The 22559-nt window shown below is 42.2% G+C and carries 21 protein-coding genes and 1 pseudogene; 18 read left to right on the top strand and 4 right to left on the bottom strand.

Translation table 11 applies throughout. The annotated features are described in order from the left end of the window. Window positions 1–122: 122 nt before the first annotated feature. From ychF to BLP54_RS09045, 13 genes are all read left to right on the top strand, one after another. Window positions 123–1223, top strand: coding sequence for a redox-regulated ATPase YchF (gene ychF / locus BLP54_RS09105; protein WP_072911057.1), 1101 nt, complete (start codon window positions 123–125; stop codon window positions 1221–1223). A gap of 90 nt (window positions 1224–1313) precedes the next feature. Beyond that, window positions 1314–1550 carry a polya polymerase gene (locus tag BLP54_RS09100; protein WP_090168985.1) on the top strand — a complete coding sequence of 79 codons (237 nt, stop codon included), beginning with the start codon at window positions 1314–1316 and terminating at the stop codon, window positions 1548–1550. A gap of 85 nt (window positions 1551–1635) precedes the next feature. Next, the gene (locus BLP54_RS09095; protein ID WP_090168983.1) at window positions 1636–2574 is read left to right on the top strand and encodes an AEC family transporter; all 939 of its coding nucleotides are present in this window, start codon (window positions 1636–1638) and stop codon (window positions 2572–2574) included. A 16-nt stretch (window positions 2575–2590) separates the two neighbouring features. Next, on the top strand, window positions 2591–3811 hold the full coding sequence (gene pepT, locus BLP54_RS09090) for a peptidase T (protein ID WP_090168982.1): 1221 nt from the start codon (window positions 2591–2593) through the stop codon (window positions 3809–3811). Between the two features lie 25 nt (window positions 3812–3836). Further along, a complete protein-coding gene (locus tag BLP54_RS09085; RefSeq protein WP_090168980.1) occupies window positions 3837–4703 on the top strand; it encodes a YitT family protein in 867 nt (288 codons plus the stop codon). 18 nt (window positions 4704–4721) lie between these two features. Next, complete coding sequence (gene udk / locus BLP54_RS09080; protein ID WP_090168978.1) at window positions 4722–5348, top strand: uridine kinase; 627 nt, start codon at window positions 4722–4724, stop codon at window positions 5346–5348. Window positions 5349–5531: 183 nt separating this feature from the next. Further along, on the top strand, window positions 5532–6296 hold the full coding sequence (locus BLP54_RS09075; protein WP_090168976.1) for an ATP-binding protein: 765 nt from the start codon (window positions 5532–5534) through the stop codon (window positions 6294–6296). 120 nt (window positions 6297–6416) lie between these two features. Next, window positions 6417–7607 (top strand): 2-hydroxyacyl-CoA dehydratase family protein, encoded by a 1191-nt coding sequence (locus tag BLP54_RS09070; protein WP_090168974.1) that lies wholly within the window; start codon window positions 6417–6419, stop codon window positions 7605–7607. After that, on the top strand, window positions 7607–9157 hold the full coding sequence (locus BLP54_RS09065; protein ID WP_090168972.1) for a 2-hydroxyacyl-CoA dehydratase family protein: 1551 nt from the start codon (window positions 7607–7609) through the stop codon (window positions 9155–9157). The genes BLP54_RS09070 and BLP54_RS09065 overlap by 1 nt, the downstream gene beginning before the upstream one ends. A 12-nt stretch (window positions 9158–9169) precedes the next feature. Continuing rightward, the gene (locus BLP54_RS09060; RefSeq protein ID WP_090168969.1) at window positions 9170–9958 is read left to right on the top strand and encodes an acyl-CoA dehydratase activase; all 789 of its coding nucleotides are present in this window, start codon (window positions 9170–9172) and stop codon (window positions 9956–9958) included. A 163-nt stretch (window positions 9959–10121) separates the two neighbouring features. Further along, complete coding sequence (locus BLP54_RS09055; RefSeq protein WP_090168967.1) at window positions 10122–10841, top strand: carbon monoxide dehydrogenase; 720 nt, start codon at window positions 10122–10124, stop codon at window positions 10839–10841. Window positions 10842–10854: 13 nt separating this feature from the next. Further along, entirely contained in the window at window positions 10855–13728 is a 2874-nt protein-coding gene (locus BLP54_RS09050; protein ID WP_442960170.1) for an FAD-dependent oxidoreductase, read from the top strand. A gap of 135 nt (window positions 13729–13863) precedes the next feature. Continuing rightward, window positions 13864–14208, top strand: coding sequence for a hydrogenase maturation nickel metallochaperone HypA (locus BLP54_RS09045; protein WP_090168965.1), 345 nt, complete (start codon window positions 13864–13866; stop codon window positions 14206–14208). Window positions 14209–14257: 49 nt separating this feature from the next. On the opposite strand, the gene BLP54_RS09040 is transcribed toward BLP54_RS09045, so the two are convergent. Beyond that, window positions 14258–15232 carry a bile acid:sodium symporter family protein gene (locus BLP54_RS09040; protein ID WP_090169118.1) on the bottom strand — a complete coding sequence of 325 codons (975 nt, stop codon included), beginning with the start codon at window positions 15230–15232 and terminating at the stop codon, window positions 14258–14260. 142 nt (window positions 15233–15374) lie between these two features. Between BLP54_RS09040 and BLP54_RS09035 the strand changes: the two genes are divergently transcribed. Together BLP54_RS09035 and BLP54_RS09030 are read left to right on the top strand one after the other, a co-directional pair. Further along, complete coding sequence (locus tag BLP54_RS09035; RefSeq protein ID WP_242870669.1) at window positions 15375–16127, top strand: M15 family metallopeptidase; 753 nt, start codon at window positions 15375–15377, stop codon at window positions 16125–16127. A gap of 14 nt (window positions 16128–16141) precedes the next feature. Further along, the gene (locus BLP54_RS09030; protein ID WP_090168963.1) at window positions 16142–17353 is read left to right on the top strand and encodes an acyltransferase; all 1212 of its coding nucleotides are present in this window, start codon (window positions 16142–16144) and stop codon (window positions 17351–17353) included. A gap of 363 nt (window positions 17354–17716) precedes the next feature. On the opposite strand, the pseudogene BLP54_RS16395 reads toward BLP54_RS09030, so the two are convergent. The 3 genes and pseudogenes from BLP54_RS16395 to BLP54_RS09015 form a co-directional block, all read right to left on the bottom strand. Next, window positions 17717–17902: pseudogene (locus BLP54_RS16395) on the bottom strand (DnaJ domain-containing protein); the annotation flags it as partial. Next, window positions 17899–18756 carry a DUF5685 family protein gene (locus BLP54_RS09020; RefSeq protein ID WP_090168959.1) on the bottom strand — a complete coding sequence of 286 codons (858 nt, stop codon included), beginning with the start codon at window positions 18754–18756 and terminating at the stop codon, window positions 17899–17901. The pseudogene BLP54_RS16395 and the gene BLP54_RS09020, both read right to left, overlap by 4 nt. A 4-nt stretch (window positions 18757–18760) precedes the next feature. Next, the gene (locus tag BLP54_RS09015; protein ID WP_242870668.1) at window positions 18761–19198 is read right to left on the bottom strand and encodes a hypothetical protein; all 438 of its coding nucleotides are present in this window, start codon (window positions 19196–19198) and stop codon (window positions 18761–18763) included. Between the two features lie 248 nt (window positions 19199–19446). On the opposite strand from BLP54_RS09015, the gene BLP54_RS09010 reads away from it, so the two are divergent. The 3 genes from BLP54_RS09010 to aspS all read left to right on the top strand — a co-directional run bounded on the left by BLP54_RS09010 (window position 19447) and on the right by aspS (window position 22134). Beyond that, window positions 19447–19827: a metal-dependent transcriptional regulator gene (locus BLP54_RS09010; RefSeq protein WP_090168957.1), complete on the top strand. Its 381-nt coding sequence runs from the start codon at window positions 19447–19449 to the stop codon at window positions 19825–19827. A gap of 2 nt (window positions 19828–19829) precedes the next feature. Continuing rightward, window positions 19830–20297, top strand: coding sequence for a Fur family transcriptional regulator (locus BLP54_RS09005; protein WP_072911114.1), 468 nt, complete (start codon window positions 19830–19832; stop codon window positions 20295–20297). A gap of 73 nt (window positions 20298–20370) precedes the next feature. Beyond that, a complete protein-coding gene (aspS, locus tag BLP54_RS09000; RefSeq protein ID WP_090168955.1) occupies window positions 20371–22134 on the top strand; it encodes an aspartate--tRNA ligase in 1764 nt (587 codons plus the stop codon). Window positions 22135–22559 lie beyond the last annotated feature (425 nt).

Genomic DNA, 22559 nt, shown 5'->3' with positions numbered 1-22559 from the left:
CAGTTGTTGCCGGCGATGAATTCAAGGGTGGAGATATTCCTCGAATTATGGTAATATACTGTAGATTTAGACAAAATATTTAAAACATAAGAGATTTTTCATATAGAAGGAGATATATTACCATGAAACTCGGAATCGTAGGTTTACCAAACGTTGGTAAGTCAACCTTATTTAATTCACTTACAAAGGCAGGAGCACTTGCAGCAAACTATCCATTTGCTACAATCGACCCAAACGTTGGTGTCGTATCAGTTCCTGATAAGCGTCTTGATGTACTTACAAAGATGTACAACTCAAAGAAGACTGTTCCTGCAACAATCGAATTCGTTGATATTGCTGGACTTGTAAAGGGTGCTTCAAAGGGTGAGGGACTTGGAAACCAGTTCCTTGCAAACATCCGTGAGGTAGATGCAATCGTTCACGTTGTACGTTGCTTCGAGGATGCTAATGTAGTTCACGTTGATGGAAGCATCGACTCACTTAGAGATATTGAGACTATCAACCTTGAGCTTCTTTTTGCAGATATGGAAGTTATGGAGCGTCGTTACTCTAAGACAGAGCGTTCAGCTCGTATGGATAAGACACTTCAGAAGGAAGCTGCTATGCAGAAGCGTCTTCTTGATCACATGGAAGCTGGCAACATGGCTAAGACTTTCGAGCTTAACGATGAGGATGAGGAGAACTACTTCAAGGAGTACAATCTTCTTACAGCAAAGCCAGTTATCTATGCTGCAAACGTTGAGGATGAGGATCTTGCAGATGATGGCGCTAACAATAAGAACGTACAGGCTGTTCGTGAGTACGCTGCAAAGGAAGGTTCTGAGGTATTCGTAATCTCAGCTCAGATTGAGCAGGAGATTTCAGAGCTTGAGTCAGAAGAAGAGAAGCAGGAGTTCCTTGAGGCTATGGGACTTTCAGAGTCAGGTCTTGACAAGCTCATCACTGCATCTTACAGACTTCTTGGACTTATCTCTTACCTTACATCAGGTGAGGATGAGACTCGTGCATGGACAATCAAGAAGGGAACAAAGGCTCCACAGGCTGCTGGAAAGATTCACACAGATTTCGAGCGCGGATTCATCAAGGCAGAGGTTATAAGCTATGATGATCTTATGGCAAACGGTTCTATGACAGCTGCTAAGGAAAAGGGTCTTGTACGTATGGAAGGTAAGGAATACGTTGTTGCTGATGGTGATATCATCAACTTCAGATTTAACGTATAAGCCGTATCGCTTCACACTTTTTTGAATATTATGTATTATTATGAGGATTATAGATAGATAATCATTTATTTTCCTTCAAAGGAGGTACATATGAAGCTTACAAATATCAAAGATACGGAAGCATTTTTCAAGGTTATTGATAGCTGCACAGGCACAGTAGAGCTTGTTACAGGCGAAGGTGATAGATTAAATCTCAAGTCAAAGCTTTCACAGTTTGTTTCACTTGCAAATATCTTCAAGGCAGAGGAGAGTATTCCAGAGCTTGAAATTATTGCATATGAGCCAGATGATGCAAAGAGATTACTTGAATTTATGATTAATCAGTAATATAACATTTAAAAGATGAGGGGGTCACGTTTATAAGTGCCCCCTTCTTTAATGTAAATTTTTAATCAACTAAGGAGCGACATAAATGTTAGAGAATCTTATTTTTTGTTTGAATGCAACTGTACCAATTTTTCTTCTGATGGTTTTGGGAGGAGTGTTCAGAGCCACTGGGATTTTTAATGAAGACCTCACCAAGGGACTGAATAATTTCGTTTTCAAGATAGCTCTTCCAGTCCTTGTTTATAAGGAGCTTGCCACATCAGATGTGGAGGAGCTGTGGGACACAGGCTTCATTGTTTTTTGTTTTGTGGCTACCTTGATTTCTATTCTGATTGGCTGGGCCTTTTCATTTCTTGCTCACGATAAGCGCACCCGTACCGAGTTCATACAGGGAACTTATCGAAGCAGTGCAGCACTCCTAGGAGTGGGAATTGCAGTAAATCTTTACGGCACAGCAGGCATGACGCCCCTTATGATCATTGGAGCAGTTCCTCTTTATAACGTGGCTGCTGTAATTATTCTTACTCTCGGCTCTAACGACGGTAAGCTTACACCGGCACTTTTAAAGAAGACTGCCATAGGAGTTATCAAGAATCCTATCATCATAGGAATCACACTGGGAATAATCCGTTCCTTTATTCCTGTTTCAATTTTACTTCCAAAGACACTAGATTCAGTTAGTGCACTTGCTACACCGCTTGGACTAATGGCTCTTGGAGCCAGCTTCCAGATGGGTGAAGCTATTAAGAAGTACAAGCCTACAATTGTGGCTACTTTCTTTAAGCTGATTGGTTTTTGTGCCCTTTGGTTGCCTGTTGCCATAGCCCTTGGCTACAGCCATGATAAGCTGGTGGCAGTCCTTATTATGACAGGTTCACCAACTACAGTTTCATCATTTGTCATGGCTAAAAGTATGGGGTATAATGGAAACGTTTCAGCAGGTATTGTAATGCTGACCACCATATTGTCAGCCTTCACACTTACAGTATGGCTTTATATTTTAAGGTCCATGGGACTTATTTAAAGGAGAATTTATTTTTATGAGAGCGTATGAGAGATTATTAAATTACGTAAAAATATACACCACTAGCGATGAAGACAGCACTACTGTGCCTTCTACAGCTCGTCAGTTTGACTTGGCTAAGCTTTTGGTAGAGGAGCTTAAAGGTCTTGGCGTTGTAGATGCACACGTAGATGACAAGTGCTATGTTTACGGCACTATCCCTGCAACAGCAGGCTATGAGGACAAGAAGGCTATCGGCTTTATTGCCCACATGGATACTGCACCAGATTTCACTGGTGAAAACGTTAATCCAGTTGTTGAAGAGAATTACAGCGGCGAGGATGTAGTTCTTGGCACATCAGGTCGTGTGATCAAGGTCTCTGATTTCCCACATCTTAAGACATTAAAGGGTCGCACCCTTATTCATACAGATGGCACTACACTTCTTGGTGCAGATGATAAGTCAGGAATCGCAGAGATTATGACTTTTGTTGAGGAGATTCTTAGCAGCAATCAGCCTCACGGCAAGATTTGCATTGCCTTCACTCCAGACGAGGAGATTGGCGCTGGCGCAGATCATTTTGATGTAGAGGGCTTTGGTGCAGATTTCGCTTATACTGTAGACGGAGGCGAGGAAAACGCTGTTGAGTATGAGAACTTCAATGCAGCAGGTGCAGAGGTTAAGTTCAATGGTGTTAATATCCATCCAGGTGATGCAAAGGATATCATGGTTAATGCAGCACTTGTAGCAATGGAGTTCAATGCACTTCTTCCACCTACAGAGGTTCCTTCACAGACAGAAGGATATCAGGGCTTCTTCCACCTTACAGATATGTCAGGTGATGTTGCAGAGGCTACACTTTCTTACATCATCCGTGACCACGATGAGGAGAAGTTTGCTTACAAGAAGAAGATTATGGAGCATGCAGCCAACATCATCAATCAGAAGTATGGTGAGGGCACTTGCGAGCTTACAGTTAAGGATCAGTACCAGAACATGCTTGAGATGATTAAGCCACATATGTTCTTAATAGATTATGCCTTTGATGCCTTAAAGGATGTAGGAGAGAATCCTAAGGCAGTTGCAATCAGAGGTGGCACAGACGGTGCACGCCTTTCATTTATGGGATTACCATGTCCAAACCTTGGAACAGGTGGATACAACTTCCACGGCCCAATGGAGCACATCACAGCCGAGGGTATGGATACCGTAGTTAAGGTTCTTCATGGAATCACTAAGCGCTTTGCGGAAAATTAAACTGGCGTAATTAGGGGGAAGATAAATGTCATCAGAGAAGAGAAAAGAAATATTTGTAGATATTTTGATGGATGCCTTGTCAGGCTTGTGTATAGGTATTGCATTGTATAATTTTGCTGCAGATGCAAAATTCCCATTGACAGGACTGACTGGTATCGCTATGATTTTCTATCAGTACTGGGGATGGAAAATCGGTATTGCCACCATCATCATGAACATTCCACTTATCGTGTGGGCATATAAGGTTTTAGGAAAGAAATTCTTGCTGAAATCTTTCAAGACTATGGCTGTAGGCACGGTTATGATGGATTTTGTGGCACCGCTGGTGCCAAAGGTTAATATTGGCAATCTGTTTTTGAATGCCGTAGTAGTTGGCGTGTTTACAGGACTTGGTTATGCGCTGGTTTATATGCGCAATTCATCTACTGGTGGAGCTGATTTCATCATGATGATTATCAAGGCAAAGCATCCACATATGTCCCTTGGAAGAATTTTCTTCATCGTGGACACTGTAATTATTGTTATCGATACCATTGCATATGCTCATTCCTTTGAAGCACTTTGCTATGGTTTTGTAATAAGCTATATTGGTTCTCTTGTAGTTGATAAGGTAATGATTTCTGCCGATGCAGGTATGATGTGTATGATTGTTACCAACAAGGCTGAGGCCATCGCAGACGCTATCGATAAAGCTGTGGAGCGTGGCACCACAATTTTTACCGCAAAGGGCGGTTATAAGGGAGATGAGAGACAGGTGCTTATGTGTGCCTGCTCAGACAAGCAGATGTATCAGGTCAATCGCGTTGCAAAGAAGATTGATGTGGATGCATTTATTGTCATCATGGAATCTAAGGCCGTTTACGGCGAGGGGTTCAAGCGTTTTAAGGGTTAAAAGTAATAAGGAGTATTTATGTCAGAGAAAATTTGCGTTCTTGGCGTAGCAGGAGGTTCTGCTTCAGGCAAGACTACAATCATCAACAAATTACAGGATTTCTTTGGAGAGGATATTGCAGTAATCAGCCATGATGCTTATTACAAGGCTCATCCAGAGATGTCTTTTGAAGAGCGTAGCCAGCTTAACTACGATCACCCAGATTCATTCGAGTCAGATAGAATGGCTGAGGATGTTAGAAAGCTTATCAAGGGTTATGCCATCGATATGCCTGTTTATGACTATGTAAATCACAACCGTTCAGATGAGACTGTTCGTGTTGAGCCTAAGACTGTTATCGTTATGGAGGGTATTCTTATTCTTGAGAATAAGGAGCTCCGTGATTTAATGGATATTAAGATTTTTGTTGATACAGATGCTGATGAGCGTCTTATGCGTCGTATCCAGCGTGATATGATTGAGCGTGGTCGAAGCATCGAGTCAATCATCGAGCAGTATTCAAAGACAGTTAAGCCAATGCACGAAGAGTTCGTTGAGCCTTCAAAGAAGCATGCTGATATCATCATCCCACGTGGTGGTGAGAACGCAGCCGGCATTGAAATGCTTACTACATATATGACCAAGAAGTTACACGACGAGGAATAATCCTCATTTTGCTTGTGCAAAATGCTTTTTGCGCCACAGAGGTTTTTGTTTATTACAGCAAAAATCCCTGTGGCGTTTTTGTTTCCCTTTATTTAAGGAATACATCTATGATAAAATCGAATAGCAATAATTGATAATAATTTATCAATTTGCGATAGGAATTAAAGGGAGAAAAAATTAAAAATGGAAAAGAAGCCTATAGTGTTGGCTGTTGCTGGTAAAGGCGGAGTTGGTAAAACCTCTCTTGCGTCAGTAATGGTCAAGTTATTAGTGGAAGCTTATCCAGACAAGAAAATCTTAGCAATTGATGCGGACCCAGCTGTTGGTTTGTCCACAGCCCTTGGCGTGGAGCCAGAGCTTACTCTTGATGATATCAGGAAGGAAGCTGTGGAGGCAGCTGAGAATGGGGATGCCAAGGCTACTGTTGAGGTGCTTGGCGAAGCCAGATATCGCATTTTCGATGCTATGGTTGAGATGGATGGCTTTTCTTTTATTGCAATCGGACGTCCTGAAGCGGCAGGATGCTATTGCAAAATTAACACATATCTTAAAGAGGTCATCGCTCAGGTGGCCGACAATTTCGATTATATCGTTATAGACGGCGAGGCTGGTATCGAGCAGATTAATCGCCGTGTCATGGAAAAGGTTACACACCTTGTTCTTATTACCGATTCTAGTAAGAAGGGCTGTGGAGTAGTTAAGACAATCAAAGAAGTGGCAGACAACCTTGTAATGTACGACGAGATCGGAGTAGTAGTAAATCGTGTTCCATCCGAGGACGTTTTACAGTACATGGATTTGGGAGATATTCCACTTTTAGGTTGGATTCCAGCAGATGCCAATCTTACAGAACGTGATCTAAAAGGAGAATCCGTTTTCTACATTCCAAGCGAAGCACCAATCGTAGAGGGCTTACGTAGTTCGCTCAAAAAGATGGGTGTTTTATAAAATTTTTAAATGAGCATGTAGCTATCAAGCTCTTAGTGTTGCACAGCGAGACATGTTAGTCGAGCGGAGCAATATCTAAGGCTTGAGAGTGTAACATGCGGATTAGGGAGAATTGAATATATGAAGGATTTAAAGCATTTATACTACTTTGAAAACCTTCTAATGGACGCCGATAATGAGCTGGTTAGACAGGCCCAGGCTGAGGGCCGCGTCTGCGTTGGTTCAGTTTGTTATCAGATTCCAGAAGTGTTGATGAACTTAGGTAATGCTTTCACAGTAAGACTTCGTGCGCCTCGTACAGGTTCCATGGAAATGGGAACCTACTACCTGACCAGTCTTTTATGTGAATATTCCAGAGCATTGCTTGAGCGTGCCATCGAAGGCGGATACCAGTTTTTAGATTGCCTTATGGCACCAGATGGATGCACCATGATCAACCGTTGCGTTGAGAACATGGAGCTCCTTAAGATGAATGAAAAGGAGCATTTCTTCTACCAGTACCTTGAGGTTCCAATGAAGGCTGATGAAAATGGATTAAACCTCTATATTGGTCAGTGCAGAAGCAAAATCCTTGAGCCATTACATGAGAAGTTTGGTATCGACATTAGTGATGAGGCTCTTAGAAAGGCAGTAGAAGAACACAACAAAATCTGCCGTCTTATCACAGAGCTTGGAAACTTCCGTAAGGAAGAGAAGCCTCGTATTACAGGCTATGAGTTCCACATCATCACAATGTGTACTTATGTGTGCCCTCACGATTTACTTATCGAGAAATTAGAGGAGACACTTGAAGAGGTTAAGAATCGTCAGCCAGACGAGAAGTGGCCATTTAGAGCAAGAGTTGCTGTGGTTGGTTCTGAGATTGACGATATTGATATGATTAAGCTTGTTGAAGATTCAGGAGCTTATGTTTGCGCAGACAGATTCTGCTTTGGTTCATTGCCAGGACGACAGGAAATCATCCTTAACGATGAGGAGGATGTTCTCACACAGATTTGCCGTCAGTATATGATGAGCTGCATGTGTCCACGTCACATGGATACACCAAAGATGAATCGTAGACGCGAGTATGTAGATGAAATTGCCAAGGAATACAAAGCAGATGGAATCATCTACGAGCAAATGAAATTCTGCGACCCATGGGCATATGAGAGAATGGTTGGAAGCCATGTTTTACGCGACGAATACGGCTACCCAGTTCTTACAATTGACCGCCCATACGCAGTAGGAAATTCCGGACAGTTACGCACCCGTGTACAGGCCTTCGTGGAGAGTATCGAAATCAAGAAAATCCAAGGAGGTAGAAAGTAATGGGAAAAGCAGTCGGCAGCTCACAGCTTGGAAAGCTTTATAGTGGTGATAAAAAGGTTTTCAAGCATCGTGAATGGAGAGGAATAAAAGATACTTGGTACGATTACACCAGATGGCTGGGAATTATGGCCATGCTTGGTAAATTTATGCTTCATCCAAAGAATGTAAAAGGATTCTTTAGATATCGTTGGATGCTCAATTATTTAGCTGTTCCAATGATGATTGATAAGCATTCAATGGGGCTTCGTGGCCCACAGCTTCGCATCTGTCGTGAAGAGTACGATTTAGTAGCTTCAGACGTTGCTAAGCTTCTTACAAAGATCTTTTCTATGGATCAGAATCTTGGCGCTAAGCCTGAGAAGTCAAAGCATGTAGTCCTTATGGATGAGAATGAGATGACCAACATCATGTGTGGTTTTCCAAATCTCGAGGGACTTAGCTGGGAGACAGCAAGCTGCTATGTTTGCGTGCTTCTTCAGGGAGATGCCATGACACATTATCTTGATGTAGTTCAGGAATGTGGTATGCCTGGTGATGTTTGCCCTATGCCAGCATCCGAGGCAGGTATTTGTATCGATGGAGATATGCCAATCTTTGGTAAGTGTGCCGTTCAGTGTAACACTACCTGTGATGGTTCCCTTATGGGAAATGGTGTTATTTCACGAGCTCTTGAGCGCAATGGAATTCCAGTTCATCAGCTTGCTACACCACTTCGTCACACAGAGCCAGGAGTTCAGGAGTATGCTGCTCAGGAGGTTAGAAATGCAATCGCCTTTATCGAGGAGCAGACAGGCGAGAAATTCGACTGGGATTACTACTTCGAGTGTGCTAAGCGCATCAACATCGGAGCACGTGAGTGCTCAGAATGGCTTGAGCTTTCAAAGACAGATTATCCTCAGGTAATTGGAAATAACATCCTTCTTTACCGTGAGACAGAATACATGGCAATCGCTGGTAAGGTTCCAGCCTTTGCAGAGCTTGATAAGAAGATTACAAAGATGGCTACAGAAGCCTACAAGAACAAGACAATGCTTGCTAAGGAATACCGCCATCGTGCAGTAATCTGGGGCGTTCAGTCACAGTTCTATACAGATTTTGTAGCATGGCTGTTAAATTGCTGGGGAATTCTTCCACTTTTTGATATGCTTACTATGGTTTCTCTTGATCCTATCTCAGAGGATGATAAGGAACAGGCATATTACGATATGGCTCACCAGTACGAGAACATGATTATGAGAAACCGTACTCATGGTGGTTACGAGGTTCTTCTTGATGATCTTTGGAGATACTGTGAGGAGTTCAATGCGGATATGGTAATCCTTTGGGAGCACATTGCATGCAAGGCTCTTGATGGTATGCACGGTATGTTCGAGCAACAGGCCAGAGAGCATGGCATTAAGCTTGTGTGGGTAAACCACGATCTTTACGATCCACGTGTTATCCCAAGAAAGAATCTTCGTCAGGATGTTAACCGCTATATGCGTAGCGTATTGCGTGAAGAACCGTTAGATCCTACATTAGAGGACTACGATGATACTAATTTATGGTAGGAGAATAATAATATGAAATATTTTGGTGGATGTGATTCCGGTTCTACATACACAAAGTGTGTAATCATTGATGAGACCGGAAAGATGGTAGCTGATGTGACTCTTAAGAGTCGAATCAATGCAGTGCTTTCTTGTCAGGATGCTCTTGACCAGGCAGTAGCTCAGGTTCCAGAGTTAAGCAGTGCTGAGGATTTAACATATCTTGTAGGTACAGGATATGGTCGTAACAAGGTTCCATTTGCTGATGAGAACATTTCAGAGATTAGCTGTCATGCCATGGGTGTGCACGTTGCAGACCCTGAGGTAAAGGCTATAATTGATATCGGTGGTCAGGACGTTAAGGGTATCGCTGTGGATACAGACGGTACAGTTCTTAACTTCGCCATGAACGATAAATGTGCAGCAGGTACAGGACGTTTCTTCGAGGCTATGGCAAGAGCCTTCGAGATGGATTTGGACGAGTTCTCAAATCTTTCCCTCAAGGCAAAGAACGTTATTCCAATCACTGCTCAGTGTACAGTTTTCGCTGAGTCAGAGGTTATCTCACTTGTTGGTGAAGGTAAGCCTATGGATGAAATCGCTGCAGGTATCGAGCTTTCAGTTGCTAAGCGCTGCTTCGTAATGTCGAAGAAGGCTGGTGCTGTTGATAAGATTACACTTACAGGTGGTTGTGCAAAGAATGCAGGTCTTAAGGCAGCTATTGAGCAGGTTCTCAAGCTTAAGGTAATCGAGCTTCCAGTGGACCCACAGCTTATGGGAGCACTTGGCGCAGCTGAGTTCGCACGACAGAAAGGACTATAAAATGTTGAAAATTCTTTTAATAATTGCACTTATTTTGCTGTGTCTCTTCGTATTATCGTTTATCGTTTATTTCTTTAACTTAGATATGAAACTTACATCAGCAATTCAACCGCTGTTAGCTAAGCACTATGACAAGATAAAGAGAAATAGAAAGATTTAATCAATGAAGCTATATGATGAGACTATAAAGTGCATTATGTCTTCCTTTGAAGGGGCGCCATTAAAGCAGCTTGATATCGCAAATGCGAATTGGGCTGATGCAGGCGATCACAATCTTATCCTTAGAGCAGACATGGCTTATGAGCTGGGTGGTGGCACACATCCCGCAGTCAGCGCAATGGGTGTTACAGCAAACACCGAGCTTGTTCCAGCTGATGAAGTTTATATTCTTGGACCAAATTTGTCTGAGATAAAGGCAGATCAGCCTTACGCCAGAGTTGCTCTTGTGAGGGTAGCAGAGGACAGCCTGGGAGATGGCAATGTACTTTATAACGCTATTAGAAAAATCGAATATGTGAGATATCACATAAATCCAGAAGGGTACATGACTCGTATCTCTGCATCAAACGGCAGAGAGCCGGTTAGAGTCAGTGCTGAGGCTATTAAAAAAGGTCTTGGTTTCGCCCAGGTAGGTAAGCTTTTCTTGGATACCTACCATGAAAACAAAAATATTGAAGCTGTAAAGCTCATATTTATAACTGATCCAGATTTCGATTATAAATCGTTGTCTGAGCAGTCACGTCATCTTGAAGAGATCACTGGCACAATCGATCACATCTTCAAGAACGTAATGATGGATTGTGGCTCGTGTTCATTGCAGAAGGTTTGTGACGAAGTTGAGGGGCTTCGCGAGCTACATTTTAAAGAAAGAAAGGGAGTATAAGGAAATGCCAGAAATGAGTAAAGCAGTCATTCCACCACACATGAATGACAAGGCACCAAGCAAGAAAATCATTGAGCTTGGTAGAAAAATTACAGATGTTGCTGGACACAAGATGTTCGGTGTAAAGGTTGAGGATCCAGAGTACTGGGGTCTTGCAGAAATCGTAACAGAGGAGATGGCAGAGGTTGGTCTTACTATGAAGCTTCGCCATCATTACACATTTGATGAAATGTGCAAGATGAATCCTGAAAAGGCAAAGGACAAGGAAGCATTTCAGAAGCTTCTTGATGAGATGTCATATATTGGTCTCTTAGAGTACGATTACGGCGATCACTACGACCACAATGGCCGCACAGCTGAGCCTTCAGAGAGAAGATATTGTCTTCCTATGTTCGTTCCAGGTTCTGCGGAGCTTTTCAACATGGAAGAGTCAGTTCCTGGCGAGCGTTCAAATAATAGATTAAAGGAGCATCCAGCTCTTGCATCCTTCTTCGAGAGAATGACATTTATGCCACTTGATGGACTTACACACCTTATCCCACCAGGCGGTGCTGGTGTAGGTATGCACGTTATCCCTGTTGAGAAGGCTATCGAGTTCGAAAACGAGAAGTTAGACCTTGAGCAGATTTCATACTGGCTCAAGAAATACGAAGGCCACATCGGTGTTGGTCAGTGTTCATGCCGTGTATCAAGAGCTTGTCTTGAGGAAGGTTGTGGCGATGACGAGATGAACTGGTGTATCGGTCTTGGTGATTTCGCTGATTACTGCCGCGAGACTGGTAAGGGTCATGACATCACATACGAAGAGGCTATGCGTATCGTTGAGCGTGCTGAGACTCTTGGTTATGTTCACCAGATTACAAACATCGATGGTGAGAACAAGATCTTCGGTCTTTGCAACTGTAACGTAAACATCTGTAATGCCCTTCGTACATCACAGCTTTTCAACACACCTAATATGTCACGTTCAGCTTATACAGCTCACGTTGAGGCAGAGAAGTGCGTTGCCTGCGGTAAGTGCGTAGAGTACTGCCCAGCTGGAGCTGTTAAGCTTGGTCAGAAGCTTTGCAAGAAGGACGGAACTCAGGTTGAGTATCCAAAGGTAGTTCTTCCAGACAAGGTTCACTGGGGCAAGGAAAAGTACGATGAGAATTATCGTGATAACAACCGTAAGAACTGCTACGAGACAGGTACAGCTCCATGTAAGGTAGCTTGTCCTGCACACGTTTCTGTTCAGGGTTATGTAAATATGGCTAAGGAAGGCCGCTATGAGGATGCTCTTGCCCTTATCAAGAAGGACAACCCATTCCCAGCTATCTGCGGTCGTGTATGTAACAAGAGATGTGAGGCTGCTTGTACACGTGGTACAATCGACGCTCCTGTTGCTATCGATGACATTAAGAAGTTTATTGCTGAGCGCGATCTTCACGCTGAGACAAGATACATTCCACCAATCGACATCGCATCAAACCGCTTAACACAGTGGGATGACAAGATTGCTATTATCGGTTCAGGCCCTGCAGGTCTTTCATGTGCTTACTACCTTGCAACAAAGGGTTATAAGCCAACAGTATTCGAGAAGAACAATCGTCCAGGTGGTATGCTCACATGGGGTATCCCTTCATGGAAGCTTGAGAAGGACGTTGTTGAGGCTGAAATCGATGTTATCCGTCAGCTTGGTGTTGAGATTAAGTGCGGCGTTGAGGTTGGTAAGGACATCACTCTTGATGAGCTTCGTGCTCAGGGCTACAAGGCATTCTATGTTGCAATTGGATGCCAGGGTGGTAAGATTCCACCAATCCCAGGTACAGATGCTAAGAGCGGTATCGACATCGCTGTTACCTTCCTTCACAAGGCTACAGAAGATCAGAACCAGAAGATGGATGGCAATGTAGTTGTTGTCGGTGGTGGTAACGTAGCTATCGACTGTGTACGTACAGCTGCTAGATTTGGTGCTGGCAAGCCACAGATGTTCTGCTTGGAGCAGCGTGATGAGATGCCTGCAAACAATATCGAGATTACAGAGACTCTTGAAGAGGATATCGCAATCAACAACGGTTGGGGGCCAAAGGAAATCCTTAAGGATGCTGAGGGCAACGTAGCTGGTATCGTATTCAAGAAATGTACATCTGTTAAGGATGCAGATGGCAAGTTCAATCCACAGTACGATGAGAACGACACTATGACAGTAGAGTGCAAGAACATCATCTTCGCTATCGGTCAGGGTATTGAGTGGGGCGGACTCCTCGGTGATGGAAAAGAAAAGGTTGAGTTCTGGCATGGCAACTACCCAGTGGCAGATCACCTTACATACCAGACAGCGCAGCCAGACATCTTTGTTGGTGGTGATGTTTACTCAGGTCCTAAGTTCGCTATCGACGCTATCGAGGCTGGTAAGTGCGCTGCTGATTCACTTCACAGATTCGTACAGCCAGGCTGCTCTATGACAATCGGTAAGAACCGTCGTGATTTCACCGAGCTTGACAAAGACAATATTCTTGTGGAAGAATATGATACAGCAGGACGTAATGAGCCTGCTATCGATACAAGCATTGATATGAAGCATTCCTTCAGAGATGCTCACCTTACTCTTACAGAGGAGCAGGTTAAGGCAGAGGCTAGCCGTTGCCTTAAGTGTGGTGCGTCAGTAGTAGATGAGAATAAGTGTATCGGATGTGGTGTCTGCACAACTAAGTGTGCTTTCGATGCTATCCACCTTCACAGAACTCATCCAGAGTGCACACACATGGTTCCTGCTGAGGATAAGTTCAAGCATATCGGTGCTTACGCACTTAAGCGTGCTGCAAAGGTTGCCTTCTCTAAGAAGACAGAGGCTGAGAAGCAGGCTGAGCGCGAACACAAGGAGTATAAGCGTAACTGTAAATAATTCATGGTTATGTCAATGAGCCAGTAAGTAACAAGCTCTTAGGTTTCTGAATGAGGCATGCTATGGCCGAAAGAAGAAACACTAAGGCTTGTGACTGTAACTGGCGGTGTTGGCTTAGAAAGGGTAGTATAAGTAATGCATGAGTTAGGAATTGTATTTCACGTTGCGAAACAGGTAGAGGAAGTAGCCGAGCAGAACGGTGCTGAGCATATCAGCGAGGTAGTTCTCTCAATCGGTGAGGTTTCTACAGTTATTCCAGATTATCTGATTGATTGCTGGGCATGGAATGCAAAGAAATATCCAAGACTTGAGGGTAGCAAGCTTGTTTGTGAGACCATCAAGGCTGTGACTTTCTGCGAGGATTGTAAGCAGGAGTATGAGACAGTTGCTCACGGAAAGACTTGTCCACATTGTGGCAGTGGCAATACATATCTTGTCACAGGAAATGAAGTTATACTAAAAGAAGTTATAGCGGATTAATAGAAATCCCACGGCTGAGAGCCGTGGGATTTTTTTACATAATCTTGTTTTAATCTGTAGCTTCTACTGAAAGATCAACATCAACATCTTGATCTTTATCTTCAATCATTCTTCTATAGATGTTTGCAAGTAAGGCGCCTGAGATGTTGTGCCATACTGAGAAGATGGCACCAGGTACTGTTGCCATTGCAAGATCAGGGAATGCTGTAGCAGCAAGTGAGGTAGCAAGACCAGAGTTCTGCATACCAATCTCAACTGAAAGAGCCTTCTTTTTAGAAAGAGGAAGCTTAAGAGCCATTCCAAGTAACAATCCACAAGCGTAACCAAGAAGATTATGAAGGATTACAACCACGAAGATGATTGCGCCTGTTGTAAGAATTTGTTCAGAGTTGTGTGATACAACAGCAGCTACAATCAAAGTTATAGCAAGTACAGAAACAAGAGGAAGTGCCTCTTTAACCTTTGCTGTATATTTGCCAAAGAAGTGGTTGATGACGAATCCAAGAGCGATAGGAACAATTACCACCTTGATAATTGAGATAAACATTGCCAACACATCAACAGATACTGTTGTGCGAAGGAATAAATAAGTGATTACGGGTGTAAGAAGTGGAGCAAGAAGTGTGTTTACACTGGTCATTCCAACAGATAAAGCTACATCACCTTCGCTAAGGTATGTGATGACGTTGCTTGATGTACCACCAGGGCATGTACCAACGAGGATTACACCTGCAAGAAGTCCTGCTTCCAGTCCAAAAGCCTTTCCAAGAAGAAAAGCAAGAAGCGGCATGATAGTGAACTGTGCAAGGCAACCGATAAGTATATCCTTTGGATGAGTAAATACTAAAACAAAATCTTCAGGCTTAATTGTAAGACCCATTCCAAACATTACTATCATAAGGAGATAGTTAATCCAACTAGTCTGAATCCAAAGGCAGGTGCCAGGCTTAAAAAGAGCCAAAGCCGCTACTACAAGTACGATGATTGCCATGTACTTTCCGATAAAGCTACTGATTTGTTTCATAACAAAAAATCCATCCTTTCTGAACATATAATTTAGCGCTTTAAAGTGCTACTGCTATAAATCAAGATATCACTACAGATTTTATTTTTCAACTATCAATGGTAAAATTATTCATGATTAACATCTAAACGAGGGTGTGACTATGAATAAGAGAATCTTTATATTGTTGATTGCACTAGGGCTGTCTATGTCAAGTTGTGGAAATCAGATAGAAAATGTTGAATCAAATGAAAAAGAAGAAAAAGAAGAAAACATTGTTATGAATAAAAATGAAACAGAGAATAATAAAGATTTCTACGCCGTGGAATTTGATGAAAACAGCGATATCTTCGCCAGAATAAAAGGGAAATCCTACAAGGACAATTGCACCGTACAACTATCGGATTTACGATATTTACATGTGAAGCATATAGGCTTTGATGGACAGCCACATGATGGAGAGATTATCTGTAACAAATATATAGCAGAAGATTTGCTTGAGATATTTGAAGAGCTTTACAATGCAGGTTATCCAATCGAGAAAATCAGACTTGTGGATGAGTACAATGCAGATGATGAGAGTTCTATGGCTGACAATAATTCATCAAGCTTTAATTTTAGATTTATCAGCTACACCACAAAAATTTCCAAGCATGGTTATGGTCTTGCCATGGACATCAATACTTTGTACAATCCATATGTGAAAACCGTAGATGGTCAGCTTTCAATTGAGCCTGCTAATGCAGCAGCTTACGTTGACCGCACACAGGATTTTCCCTATAAGATTGACGAGAATGATTTAGCATACAAGCTCTTTACAGCCCACGGTTTTGAGTGGGGCGGTGCCTGGAAAAAGTCAAAGGATTATCAGCATTTCGAGGTACCAGACTCAGTGGTAAAGAAGCTTTACAACTAAGGAGAATAGACATAATGAAAAAAATTGCATCTACTATCTACTGGCTTGCTGTAGCAGTCGGGAGTTTAGTGTTGTTAAACTATACAAGCTATGTAAAACCCCAGTGGCTATTCTTTGGGATAGCAGTGGCAGTTGGGGCTGGCATATGCATTTTCAAATCAATAAAAAACGAGAACTATGTAGGCCAGACGCTGGCTATATCTAAGAATAACAACAGAAATCCTGTATATGATTACCTGAGACTGGTGGCGGTGCTTCTTGTAATCATTATCCATGTACTTAATCTGGATTTGAGACTTGCAACTGATATGGCAGGTACAGGTATCTACAACACCATGAATTATATTCGTTGCTGGAGTGGAAATTGTAATACCTTCTTCATTATGATTTCCGGAGCACTTCTGCTGGTGGATAAGGAGGAATCCGTATTTACCTTTTACAAAAAGCGACTTCTTAGAATTGCTATTCCTTTGATAGTTTATTATCTTTGGTATCTTTGGCAGTATGAAAAGATTGGTGTGCTTACATGGCAGGAGATAGCCATAAAGATATTATCAGCAGATGTTTACAACGATAATGTGCCACATTTTTGGCTTGTGTACGAGATAGTGGCAATTTATGTGGCTGTGCCATTTCTTAGAATTATGCTTAAGAACATGTCATATACAATGCTGACACAGCTTGTGGTTATTACTTATGTTCTTTCGATTTTTATGAAGTTTATTCCAAATCAGATTGGAACTATTATTCCACTTTCAGGCTGGTGCGCAGTGGCAATAGTTGGATATTGGTATAGCCGAGAGGAATCTAGGAAGTTTGATACATGGATGATAATCGCTGGAGTTCTTGTGAGCATACTAGAGTACTTTAAGATTGATCCAAACCTGGCTTATCAGGATTCAATGACAGCGCTTACTCAGTATTTTATAATCACTGTTCTTGCAGTATTTGCCATCTGCTTTAAGCTTCAGAACCATCTTAAGAATTTTTACCTTTTGAGATTGGTTAGCAAGTACAGCTACGGAATCCTTTTGATTCATATGTGGGCTTTGTATTTCGTTGTAAGAAACATTATTCATGTTTCATCGGTAATGTACAAGGGCGTGGGCTTTATAATTTTGGTGGTAGTTACTCTGCTTATTTCCACAGTGGCTGCATATCTTATAGAAAATCTCTTTATTGATATTTTCAATACAGTCATATCAATTATTTATAGAAAAAAATAAATAACAACAAAGGAAATACCCTCGGGTGGCTGAAGCCCGAGGGTATTTTAGTTTGCATGTCAATTAGAACATGCAGATATAGGGAGAAAATATATGAAAGGTCCGAATGACCTGGATATAAGCTAATTAAAAGAAACAACAGATGTTGCACAGCAGATTAAGAATAATCATGCTTGCACACCAGCGAACAACGCCGAAATATGGGCGATTGTAGCCGTAATAGTAACGTTTGTATTCATACCAGTTGTCATAGTTCTGTTGATTCTGGTTTTGGTTGCCATAAGGTCCATAATTATTGTAAGGACCATAGTTGGCAGACTGGTTATTGTTGTAGTAATCCTGATAAAAGGGACCGCCATTTTGGCGCTCATCCATAATACGGTTATATGCTGCCTGGATTTCTTTAAACTTTTCTTCTGCAGCCTCTTTATTAGGATTGTTTATATTGGCATCTGGGTGATATTTTCTACTGAGACTTCTGTAGGCTTTCTTAATTTCGTCTTCAGAAGCATTTCTTGATACACCTAATATGCTATAAGGATCTGTCATTTACGATTCTCCTTGGAATTATTCTTTCTCTTTTCTTTAAGCTGAAGATATTCGTATCTGGTCCATACACCGGAGTAAATAATATTTCTTAGAATATCTACATTATCGACTATAGGTAGTCTTTCAAAGGATTTGGCACATTCTGTCATCAGCGATGTAAGATTGATTTTTACAAAGCACTCAAATTCCTTTGGTGATTCTTTTTTCAAAAATAGGAGAGGATTGTAGCTTCCTCTTTTTTCATCTTTTTTTATGTCATCATAGGCATCAATCAAATAAATGAATTTGCCCATGTAATAACCCATACCATGAAGGGTTTGTCCCCAGGAATCCTGTTTCCAGTTAAATAGCTCGCCCAGCATTTCACCGGTGTAGCCTGAAACAAGATCAATGTTTCTTTCGCCTGTTTTTTCAGCATATGACAGCTTGTTGATATAATCCTCAACTGCCTTAACCTGTCTAGGATACTGTATACTGATTCTGTCGTAATCTTTTTTCAGCGAACTTGCAGCCATGCCTGAAAGCTTTGAACCATCATCGGCATAATTATCCATTAGGCTATGGTAGGAAAGAATGATATCCATAGCGGCTGCGTATTCCATAGCTTCGCTGGAAAATCCCTGCTTCTTTTTTGCAGGATGAATCATGCATCTGAAATCCTGTTGATTAAGCTCAGGTTCATAGAGACTCTGAAGCAGTATTGCTAAAAAGCATAAATCAAAATTAAGAAGCATCTGGCCTTTGACACCTGCCTGCTTTCCTAATTCCCTGCACAAGCCACAGTAAAAGCTCTGATATGTGCGCTTATCTTCTGGAGATAGCTGACTTCGATCTGCGTTAATATATCCAAACAATCCTTTAAACCTTCTTTATAAACTGTGTGCGACATCTATTACAGGTAACCTGAATTTTACCTCTGCCTCTTGGTACACGAAGCTTTTGCTTACAGCTAGGACATTTAAAAATCTTGTAGGTTCTACGCTGGTCCATGTCGTAGCGCATTTTTGCGATTTTGTTTTTTATATTTGGTGTAAGTCTAATAAAGAAGCCTCGAATCTTTGCTGTCTTCTGAAGAAACATCTGATTCTCATAATATCTCTTCTGATAGTTTTTGGAGAACATTCTCCATATGCTATAAATTAGACATGCCATTGCAAGCAGGTAGGCTATATTGGAATGACTAAACATAGTAACCAGCATTAGTATCATCGCAGCCCATGTAAAGGTTCTGCCTAGAGCATCCACACCGGTTCTTCCAGCGAACATTCGTGCTAATTTGTATCTGAAATTGTTCATTTGCTACCTCCTAAACAATTAGCTTATCTGCACTTTAAAGGTTTCCAGGTCCACCGTCAACAGTTTGGGAAGGGATTTAAGAAAAGTTTAATAAATGCTTAAGAAAGCTTGATAAATCAGTTGGGTTAGTGTAAACTAACTTTAGTTTAACGAGTTGCACAGGAGTTGGAAATATGGTACTCTTTTAATTGTGGTGAGTTGTATGCAATCGATTTATCACAGGTTCAAAATAACAGGAGGTTTTTATTTTGAGAACATTTGTAAATGAATCGTCAGAGAACTATTTAGAGACAATTCTTGTACTTAGCAAGAAGCTCCCAGTTGTTCGTTCTGTAGACGTGGCTAACGAGTTGAATTTTAAGAAATCATCAGTCAGCATTGCTATGAAGAATCTTCGTGAGAAGAATCACATCACAGTGACTGACGCTGGATATATTTACCTAACAGATGAAGGAAAGGCCATCGCTGAGATGATTCTCGAGCGCCATGAGCTTATTACTGATATTCTTGTTAAGCTCGGTGTTGATGAGGAGATTGCGTCTGAGGATGCATGCCGTATCGAGCACGTAATCAGTAAGGAAAGCTTTAAGGCTGTTCGTGATTATGCGAAGGATAAGATTTTAAAGTAATTATGGATATTGCAGTAAATAATAACGAACAAAGAGACATTATCGTGCAGCAGCTTCGAGAGGCGGGCTGTCGAATTACAAAGCAGCGTCTTGTGGTTTTGGATATCATCCTTAATTCAGATCCTTCCTGCGTGAAGGAGATTTACCGCGAGGCCATCAAAATCGATAAAAATATTGGTACTGCCACAGTTTACCGTATGGTAAATACCCTCGAGGAGATTGGCGTACTTAACCGCAAGAATATGTATCAGGTGGATTGTACAGCCTGTGAGCAGCATTGTGCTGATGAGGACTGTGATCCAAATTGTCCTGGTGGAAGCTGTCTTGCCTGTGAGACCAACGTGGTTGTCACATTGGACGACGATTCAAAGATAGTATTAAACAGAGCAGATTTACAGGACATTTTATACGAGGGATTGAAGGCAAAAGGCCGAATTTCTGACCAGAAGATATCTAGACTTGCGTTATAAAAAGGTGTATTATAAAAGGGCTGTCAAACCGTTGACAGCCCTTAGTTTTATTTATTAGAAGAGGAGATATAAAATGACTCAGTCACGTACACACAACTGTAACGAGCTTCGTCTTTCAGATGCAGGCAAGCAGGTTACTTTAGTTGGTTGGTTCGAAAACATTAGAAAGGTGTCTAAGAATCTTGGCTTCGTTATCCTTCGTGATTTCTATGGCACTACACAGATAGTTGTTGAGACAGAAGAGATGATGGCTGTTATCGATTCTGTTAATAAGGAATCTACAATCTCTGTTACTGGAGAGGTTCGCGAGCGTTCTTCTAAGAACACAGAGCTTCCAACTGGTGAGATTGAGGTCGTTCCTACATCAATTGAGATTCTTGGAAAGTGTACTCACAACGAGCTTCCATTCGAGATTAATCGTTCAAAGGAAGCAGATGAGAACACTCGTCTTAAATATCGTTATCTTGATCTTCGTAACCCAGAGGTTAAGAGCAAGATTATCCTTCGTAGCAAGATTGTAGCAGAGCTTCGTGCAGCTATGATTGCTCACGATTTCATGGAGATTACTACTCCAATCCTTACATGTTCATCACCTGAGGGTGCTCGTGATTACCTTGTTCCAGCTCGTAATCATCCAGGAAAGTTCTATGCACTTCCACAGGCACCACAGCAGTTCAAGCAGATTCTCATGGCATCTGGTTTCGACAGATACTTCCAGATTGCTCCATGTTTCCGTGATGAGGATGCTCGTGCAGATCGTTCTCCAGGAGAGTTCTATCAGCTTGATATGGAGATGGCATTTGCATCTCAGGAAGATGTCTTCGCAGTTATCGAGGATGTACTTCCACCTATCTTTGCTAAGTACGGCGTTTACAATTCAGCTTCTACAGCTCCATTTGTACGCATTCCATATCTTGAGTCTATGGACAAGTACGGTTCAGATAAGCCAGATCTTCGTATCGACCTCGTTCTTCAGGATGCTACAGAAGTTATGGCTGATTGTGGATTCGGTCCATTCGAGGGCAATGTTGTTAAGGCTATCGTTGTTGATAATCTTACAGCTACACGTAAGCAGATTGATGCTATGATCGCTGAGGTAGAGGTTGCTACAGCTCAGAAGACATACTGGTTCAAGCTTGATGAGAACGGCGAAATCGTTGGTGGTATCGCTAAGTTCCTTCAGGAGAGAAAGCAGGCAGTCATCGATGCACTTGGTCTTAAGCCAGGCGATTTCGTTGGTCTTGCAGCAGGTCCACTTCTCGTTGCTCAGAAGACAGCTGGTGTATTCAGAAAACTTCTCGGCGCAGCAGCAGAGGGTCACATGAAGAAGGATACATACGAGTTCTGCTGGATCGTTGATTTCCCTATGTACGAAATCGGCGAGGAGTCAGGCGAGCTTGAGTTCTGCCATAACCCATTCTCTATGCCACAGGGCGGTATGGATGCTCTTAAGAACAAGGAGCCACTTGATATCTTAGCTTACCAGTACGACTTAGTATGTAATGGTGTTGAGCTTTCATCAGGTGCTATCCGTAACCACGATCCTGAAATCATGATCGAGGCATTCAAGCTTGTTGGTCTTGGTGAGGATGATGTTAAGGCTAAGTTCCCAGCTATGTACAACGCATTCACATATGGTGCACCACCACACGGCGGTATCGCTCCTGGTGTAGACCGTATGGTTATGCTTATTGCTGGTGAGGAAGCTATCCGCGAGGTTATTCCTTTCCCAATGAACAAGAACGCACAGGATATCATGATGGATGCTCCTGCAACAGTAGAGCAGAAGCAGCTTGACGATGTACACATCGCAATCGTGATGCCTAAGGAAGATTAATAAAGAATTTATGAAGAGATCTAGTCTTTGACTAGGTCTCAGAGTGTAGACAAAGAGGATGCTGCAAAACCAAGTTTTGCAGCATCCTTTCCTTGTTTGCGCGCCATGGGCGCGCTCTAATGGGTGAAAGTCCCGAACATGCCCAGATAGTGGGAAGTGTATAGCCGAACAGCAAGGGTGTCCATTGTGAGGTGGAATCTGAAGGAAGCTGTAAGCAAATCTCCGGTCCGACGGACAGAAATCACATATAAGGCTAGGCTACGAGAGATAAGTTGGCAAGGAACAACGAAGTCTAATAACTATCACATTTGTAGTAGCAGAGTAAATGTGGCGGATATATGGAGAGAAAGAGCGTGCACCTTAAGCGTGGAGGTCTCACAGAGGTTTCATTAGCCTAGTAACAACGAACTGTGAGAAGTCAGCCG

The sequence above is a fragment of the Pseudobutyrivibrio sp. 49 genome (genome assembly GCF_900100545.1).
GTDB lineage: Bacteria > Bacillota > Clostridia > Lachnospirales > Lachnospiraceae > Pseudobutyrivibrio.
This window is presented reverse-complemented; position numbering and strand designations above follow the sequence as displayed.